Annotated in this window: 8 protein-coding genes and 1 pseudogene; 1 reads left to right on the top strand and 8 read right to left on the bottom strand. The window is 71.1% G+C overall.

What is annotated here, in order from left to right:
* Positions 1-58: 58 nt before the first annotated feature.
* The gene (locus ACXJKQ_RS24555; protein ID WP_457108305.1) at positions 59-316 is read right to left on the bottom strand and encodes a hypothetical protein; all 258 of its coding nucleotides are present in this window, start codon (positions 314-316) and stop codon (positions 59-61) included.
* Positions 317-634: 318 nt separating this feature from the next.
* On the opposite strand from ACXJKQ_RS24555, the gene ACXJKQ_RS24550 reads away from it, so the two are divergent.
* Positions 635-1,342 carry a transglutaminase-like cysteine peptidase gene (locus tag ACXJKQ_RS24550; RefSeq protein WP_457108304.1) on the top strand — a complete coding sequence of 236 codons (708 nt, stop codon included), beginning with the start codon at positions 635-637 and terminating at the stop codon, positions 1,340-1,342.
* Positions 1,343-1,349: 7 nt separating this feature from the next.
* Here ACXJKQ_RS24550 and ACXJKQ_RS24545 read toward each other — a convergent pair whose 3' ends face one another.
* The 7 genes and pseudogenes from ACXJKQ_RS24545 to ACXJKQ_RS24515 form a co-directional block, all read right to left on the bottom strand.
* The gene (locus ACXJKQ_RS24545) at positions 1,350-1,679 is read right to left on the bottom strand and encodes a DUF6949 family protein (protein ID WP_457108303.1); all 330 of its coding nucleotides are present in this window, start codon (positions 1,677-1,679) and stop codon (positions 1,350-1,352) included.
* 143 nt (positions 1,680-1,822) lie between these two features.
* Entirely contained in the window at positions 1,823-2,038 is a 216-nt protein-coding gene (locus tag ACXJKQ_RS24540; protein ID WP_457108309.1) for a DUF3126 family protein, read from the bottom strand.
* 92 nt (positions 2,039-2,130) lie between these two features.
* The gene (gene cysE, locus ACXJKQ_RS24535; protein WP_457108302.1) at positions 2,131-2,982 is read right to left on the bottom strand and encodes a serine O-acetyltransferase; all 852 of its coding nucleotides are present in this window, start codon (positions 2,980-2,982) and stop codon (positions 2,131-2,133) included.
* 233 nt (positions 2,983-3,215) lie between these two features.
* Positions 3,216-4,115, bottom strand: a pseudogene (locus ACXJKQ_RS24530) (helix-turn-helix transcriptional regulator); the annotation flags it as partial.
* A 309-nt stretch (positions 4,116-4,424) separates the two neighbouring features.
* The gene (locus tag ACXJKQ_RS24525; RefSeq protein ID WP_457108301.1) at positions 4,425-5,414 is read right to left on the bottom strand and encodes a lytic transglycosylase domain-containing protein; all 990 of its coding nucleotides are present in this window, start codon (positions 5,412-5,414) and stop codon (positions 4,425-4,427) included.
* A 194-nt stretch (positions 5,415-5,608) separates the two neighbouring features.
* Positions 5,609-6,430 (bottom strand): Cof-type HAD-IIB family hydrolase, encoded by an 822-nt coding sequence (locus ACXJKQ_RS24520; RefSeq protein ID WP_457108300.1) that lies wholly within the window; start codon positions 6,428-6,430, stop codon positions 5,609-5,611.
* The gene (locus ACXJKQ_RS24515) at positions 6,427-6,999 is read right to left on the bottom strand and encodes a gluconokinase (protein WP_457108299.1); all 573 of its coding nucleotides are present in this window, start codon (positions 6,997-6,999) and stop codon (positions 6,427-6,429) included. Before ACXJKQ_RS24515 ends, ACXJKQ_RS24520 begins: the two co-directional genes overlap by 4 nt.
* Positions 7,000-7,088: the final 89 nt, after the last annotated feature.

The raw sequence follows: 7,088 nt of genomic DNA, 5'->3' as shown, positions 1-7,088 counted from the left end.
TGGGTCTCCCTCGGCGGCGTCACCTCCCCGGTCACAACCGCCAATCGCTGAGCGTGGCTCAGGCCGCCCGGCTCAGAGACGGCAGGGCGAGACCCGACACGTAGGTTTCCACCCGACCGATGAACGCCGCGAGATGCGGGGCGACGCCCCGAAGGCTCGCGAGATCCCGCACCAGGATGTCCCGCGACAGCGCCCGGTCACCCTCGCTCGGTGCGTCGGCGAGGTAGGAATTCACCGCGTGCTCGGCGATGTTGATCGCACCGGCTCGGCCATCCTCGGCGAGCGCTCTGATCACCTGTTGGATGGCGGGCTGCATCACGGGTCCTTTCAAGGGGCGGCCCAATCACGCTGCGGACTGGCCGGCTTCCTGCATTACGATCGCGCCCGCTGCGAATCCCGCCTGCGAGTCCCTGTGACAAGCCGGCAAAGCTGACGCGAATCAAGGCTTTCGGTGACCGCGCAAGGCGGCCATTCGCCCGACGCATGAACCGCGTCGCAGCTCCGCGGATGCAACACAGTCTTAAATCGGAACCGGTAGGCTGGCTGGCGCGTTGTTGACCCCGCCTTTGCCCATTGTGCGCTGCATGAGGTCGTGTCACCCTTCCGTCATCATCGGGCGGCGGGGGCTTGGACCATGCGGCACGCGGATGGCGGGTTCACGTGTCAGGTGTTCGGCCCCCTTCAATGGTGGGATTGGACCGGTGCGGTGCGCCGAATGCGCCAAGCGGCGAGTTTCGCCCTGGTGGGGACCATCCTGACGATGGGCGGCGCCACCACCCATGCCCATGCCCGGCTGGTGCTTCCCGACCCGGTGACAGCCGCCGCACCGACCGGAGCAGTCCATGCCATCGCCGGCTGGACGGATTTCTGCGCCCGCACACCTCAGGAATGCGCCGTCGACACCGCTGAGCCGGCGGCGATCCCGCTCACCGTGGCAATGTGGCGGACGCTGCAGAGCGTCAATCGGCGGGTGAACGCGCGGATCCGGCCGATCACCGATCAGGCGCATTGGGGCGTCGTGGACCGCTGGGACTTCCCCGACGACGGGTTCGGGGACTGCGAGGACTATCAGCTCCTCAAGCGGCGGATGCTGGCGGAGCGCGGGCTTCCCCGGCGTGCCCTGCTGATGACCGTGGTGATCGACGAGACCAACGAGGGCCACGCGGTGCTGACCGTCCGCACGGATCGAGGCGACTTCATCCTCGACAACAAGACCGACGCGATCCGCTCCTGGCGGCGGACCGGCTACACCTTCATCAAGCGGGCCGGACAGGACACCCAGGCCTGGGTGTCCCTCGAAGGCCGGGACGGGGCCGCGCAGGTCGCCACCGCCGAGCCCTGAGGTGCCGTCAGGCGCCGACCAGCATCGCCGCGAGGTCGAGGGCGACGCGGCCCGCGAGCAGGCCCCACCCGCAGGCGATGACGGTCGCCAGCATGACGAACGGCATCGGCCGGCCCTCGATCCGCCGGCCGCGCACCGTGTTGCGCAGGATGATGAACGGCGCCGAGAAAGCCAGCATCGGAAGGGCCGCCACCGCCGGCAGCCCGCCGCGCTCCAGCAGGCTGAAACTTGCCCGGCGCGCCGCGAACAGCTCGAACGCGCTGGCGATGAGCCCCGACAGCGCCAGCCCGATGCACAGCGTCCGGATCGACTCGAGGGTGGCTGGCGTGAGAACCATTATTCGCGCTCCTGATACAGGTTGCGCGCAGTCTACTCATGCCGTTTACCGCTTGTTAAGCACCAGTCCGCGTTAGCGTTAATCCGTGCACAGGTGCGGGGCGGCGGATCCCGACCCGGAACCGCCGGTCCCGCTGGGGTGCCTCAGGCTTCTTCTTCGAGATCGATGTCGAGGATCGCCATCCGGAAAACGAAGGAATCGTCGCCGTCTTCCTTGTCGTCGGCGATCACACCGATCGACTCCTCGCCGATGTAGACCTCGGCGGAGTCGCCGGTCTTCATCGCCATCAGGCGGATATTGTTGTTCGCGAACTTGCGGCGCAGGTAATCCTGAAGCTTCGCGGTCTCGGCTTTGGTCACGCTGTTGGATCTCCCCTGGCGGCGCTGACGCCGCGGATGGCCGAGGGCTTGCCACGCCTCGGGCGGAGCGGCAAGCACGGCGGCGAAGCGGTTCAGATACCGTCGCCGAGGTGGATGAACTGGTCGAGGGCGACGAGCTGGTCCATCGCCCGGGCCGGATCGTCGCAGCCGGCGGTGCCGACCACCCGGGCGGGGACGCCGACCACCGTCGTGTTGGGCGGGACCGGGCGCAGCACCACCGAGCCCGCCGCCACCCGGGCGCAGGCTCCCACCTCGATGTTGCCCAGGATCTTGGCGCCGGCTCCGATCATGACGCCGCGGCGGATCTTGGGATGGCGGTCGCCGCGCTGCTTGCCGGTGCCACCCAGGGTCACCGCGTGGAGGATCGAGACGTCGTCCTCGACGACGGCCGTCGATCCGACCACGAGGCCGGTGGCGTGATCGAGGAAGACGCCCCGCCCGATCCGCGCCGCCGGGTGGATATCGCACTGGAACACTTCCGAGATGCGGCTCTGGAGGTAGAGGGCGAGGTCGCGCCGGCCACGCTCCCAGACATGGTGGGCGAGGCGGTAGGCCTGGAGCGCGTGGAAGCCCTTGAAGTACAGGACGGGTTCGATGGCCCTGAGGGTCGCCGGATCGCGGTCGATCACTGCGCCGATGTCGGCGCGGAGCGCCTGTCCGATGGCCGGGTCCTCGGTGATTGCCTCGTGGAACGCATGGGCGACGAGTTCGGCCGGCAGCGACGGGTGCCCGAGCCGGGCCGCGACCCGGTGGGACACCGCGCCTTCCAGCGTGGTGTGGTTCAGGATCGTCGCGACGATGAAGGAGGCGAGCTGCGGCTCAGTGCGCAGCACCTCCTCCGCCTCGGCGCGTAGCCGCGACCAGAGCGGGTCCAGGACCGCGAGATCATGCGACTCGCGATGGAAGGCGGGGCTGGCGCTCATGTCCGAGACTCCGAACTCGCTGTCGGGCGTGGCGGCGGCCGGTGCCGACCCGTCGCCTGCCCGACCGGGGTGGACGCTCCGCCGCGGGCGGTATCGGGCCGACCTGCCTTCGGGCCATCGTCGGGCCGCCGGTCCGGTCCTAGCGTGGTGCGCTGCATCGCGGCGATCAAGGGGTGACGCGGCGCGGCGGCGGCGTTGCCCGCATGGCTGTCAGCGCAGGGAAGCGGGTTCGCTCAGCCCGCCGCCGGCACGGTCTGGCCGAACCGCGCCTCGATCGTCGCCGTCAGCCGGTCCAGCATCGTCTGGACAGGAATGTTGGACGTGTCCACGGTCGCGGGGGCTCGGGCATAGAGCGGCTCGCGGCTCGCCAGCACGGCACGCAACTCCTGCATCGCCGAGGCATGGTCGCCCGTCGTGGCCAAGTGACCCTGCTCGCGGACGCGGCTCATGTGCTCCTCCGGCCGGGCGCGCAGCCAGATCGTGTAGAAAGCCTGCAGCAGCAGGTCGTAGGTCAGCGGCTCTGCGACGATTCCGCCGCTCGTCGCCAGGATGAGCGGCCCGGGATGCTCGGTGAGGCGGCGCAGGGCCGCCTGCTCCAGCCGGCGATAGCCTTCCTGGCCGTAGATCGCGAAGATCTCCTGGACCGAGAGGGCGTTCTCGCGCTCGATCTCGGCGTTGAGCTCCACGAAGGTCCATCCCAGGCGCTCGGCCGCGAGCTTGCCCAGGGTCGATTTGCCGGCGCCGCGCAGGCCGGTCAGCGCCACCCGCGGCCGGTTGCTCGATTCGGGGCGGCTGCCGCCGGACAGGGCCTCCTTGGCAGCGAGGATCTGGTCCGGATTCGCCTGGGCCAGGAGGTCGCGCACCACCGGCCAGTCGGGCAGCGCGTCGTTGCCGGTGATCAGGTCGTCCAGCCGCACGCCCATGGCGTTGGCCACCCGCCGCAGCAGGATGATCGAGACGTTGCCCTGGCCACCCTCCAGCTGCGCGATGTAGCGCTCGGACAAGCCCGAGGTCTGCGACAGGACCTTGCGCGACAGCCCGCGCACGGTGCGCGCGTGTCTGACGCGGCGCCCGAGGTCCGTGAGAAAGAGAGATTCCTGTTCAGCCACGCCGGTCATGGCGTCGTCCGCTTTCCTGCCAGCTCGAAAGCAGGGTCCGTGCCCTGCATGCCTGCCGCTTCGAGATCGATTGCGCCCCGCCGTACCGGCCGGACAGGAGGCTGCCCGAAGATGCGCGCGAAGGCCGGCGTTCCCTGCCCTGAGGGCTTTCGTGCGCCACGCGCGTTCGGGCGCAGTGTGCCGGCGCCGGCCCGTCCCGTACCGATCCAGTCGTTATGCTGGCGTGGCGCTTATGTGTTGCGGAACGGTGCGATGGTCAAGCCTTGGGCATGATCCTTGTGTGGGCAGACGGCCGGTCCAGCGGAGGGCTCGCGGGCGGCGATGCTACTCGGACGGCAGGGCCGCGGCCTCGCGCACGGGCTCTGCGGACGGCGCGCGCCGCGGCGTCGCGGCGGCCAGCATCTGGAGCGACGGACGACGCGGTGGCAGCGGCACCTCGACCGCTTCGGCCGTCGCCTCGGCCCCCGGTGCCGGTGCGGCGGCGAGGGGCATCGGGGCGGTGGCCTGCGGCGAGAGGCGGAGTTCCGCGATCTGCGCCGGGGACGCGCCGGTTCCCGCGACCGCGCTGCCCAGGCCCGCGGGCCGGCGCGGCGGCAGCGGAACCTCCACGGCCGGGGCCTCTGCCGCCTGCGCCGCGGTCGCCGAAGCCGTCGGCGCGAGAGCGGCCGGGGTCGCGGCGACCGGCTCGATGGACAGGCTGGCGAGCTGAATCGTCGCGCCGGCCAGGGCGGCGGGGCGGCGGGGCGGCAGCGGCACCTCGACCGACTCGGTCGGTGTCTCCGCCACCGCGGTCGGGGTCGGTGCGTAGGCCAGGGCCGAAGCGGCTGCGGTCCGTGTGTCGGCGGCGCCGCCGCCGAACAGGCTCGCCAGGGCGCTGGCCGAAGCCGCCACGGGCGCCACCACCGCGGCGACCTCGGTGGAGATGCCCTGGCGCTTGGCCGCGTAGTAGTAGCCGCGATTGTAGTATTGGTAGGCCTGGGAGATATTGCCCTGGGCGGTGCGGTAGGCGCCTGCGAGGTAGGCCACGCCGTAGCGCAGGTTCGTCGCCGGATCGTACAGGCCCGCGGCATCGCCGGTGTAGCCTAGGCTGCGCGCGGTCGCGTGCTTGATCTGCATCAGGCCCAGGGCACTGCCGCCCTTGGCCCGCGGATTGTAGTTGCTCTCGCGCTTGACCACCGCGTGGACGAAGCTTGCCGGAACGCCGTTCGCCTTGGCCTGCTGCTCGATCAACGCGTCGATGTTGTCGTGCGCGCCCTGCCCGAAGGCGACGGCGGGCACGACCGCGAGGGCGGCGGCCAGGATTAGGCGATGCATTCCGAGACCCGGTGCTGCTTGTTCTCTGGTCAAGCTAGGTCGCGGGCAAATGAGGCCGGAAAGCGGCCCCGGTTCGGCAGCCTGTGGGCGGCCGGGGTGTCGGCGGCGTCTGTGATCCGCACGCCACAGGCCTGCGCCCTGTGGAGGGCTCGGCGGGGCAATCCTCGGGGGGGCGAGCGGACGCTCTCCGCCTTTCAGGGCAGGATGAAGCGCTCGACCCCGCGGGCGAAGCCGTCCGCGTCATTGCCGTCCGTGACGGCGCGCGCGGCCGCCTTCACGGCCGCCTCGGCATTGCCCATGGCCACCGAGAAGCCGCTCTGCGCGAACATCGGACGATCGTTGCCGGCGTCGCCGAAGGTGGCGATCCGCTCGGGCGGGATGGCGAGATGCGCGCTCATCCATGCGACGAACCGGCCCTTGTCGAGATGGGGAGGCGTCACGTCGAGGTAGTAGGGCTGCGAGCGGTGGACGGTGGCGCGGTCCGCCAGGGCTGCGCCGATCCGCGCCTCGCAGGCAGCGAGATGAGCGGGGTCGCGGCTGACGCCGACGATCTTGGCGGCGCTTCCCATGAGGGTCCCGAGATCGGCCACGACACGCGGCTCCGTCCCGATCGTGCGGCGCTCGAGGTCGGTGTAGGGGCCGGCCGGATCGCGCAGGCACCACGCGCCTCCGGTGAAGACCCAGACGTCGAGCCCCTCGGCCAGGAGCCGGTCGAGCGCCGACCGGGCCGCTGCCTCCGGGATGGTGCGCTCCTCGAGTGCCGACAGGTCCGGCCGGACCACGCTCGCGCCGTTGAACGCGCCCATCGGCAGGTCGAGATCGAGTTCGGCGACGAGGCTCCGCAGCCCGATCGGCGGCCGCGCCGACGCGATGCTGAACCCGATCCCGGCCGCGCGCAGCCGCCGCACGGCCGTCACCGTCGCCGCGGTCAGGCGCTTGTCGCCGGTGACCAGGGTGCCGTCGACGTCCGAGATCACCAGCGCGATCCCCGCGGCCTTGCCGGATTCCGTGGTCATCGCGTCAGACCCTTTCTCGCTGTCCCGCGCGCCTCCGCGGCGAGCTCCGCCACGACCCGGTCGGCGATCGCCCCGGGCGGTTCGAGGATCCCGACCGCGATCGGATGCTCGTCGGGGCCGGGAACCTCCAGGACGGCGAACTGGCTGTCGAGGAGCTGCGGCGCCATGAAGTGGCCCTGGCGCCCGGCGAGGCGCCGCGCGATCAGGGCCTTGTCGCCGTCCAGATAGACGAGGCGCACCCGCCGGCTGCCCTGGATCAGGACGTTCCGGTAGGCCCGGCGCAGGGCCGAGCAGACGACGACGCCTGATTCCCCGGCCGCGAGACGCTGGCGGATCCAGGCCGCGATCCGGGCCAGCCACGGCGCGCGATCCGCGTCGTCGAGGGCGTGACCCGCCTGCATCTTTGCCACGTGTTCCGGCGTGTGGAAGCTGTCGCCATCCACGAAGATCCAGCCGAGCTTCTCGGCGATCAGCGCCGCCACGGTGCTCTTCCCGGAGCCCGAGACGCCCATGACCACGAGGACCTGGGCGCCGGCGGCATCGGGCGCCGGCTGCGATTGGGACGTCATCTGGACCACCCCTGACTCCCCGGCACCCCGGACGCCCCATCAATAGGAGCGGACGCGAAGAAGGGAAGATCGCCCCCGCCAGCCGGACG

The sequence above is a fragment of the Methylobacterium sp. P5_C11 genome, from assembly GCF_054049775.1.
Note: the sequence above shows the minus strand (reverse complement) of the source record. Positions and strands in the feature narration are given on the sequence as shown.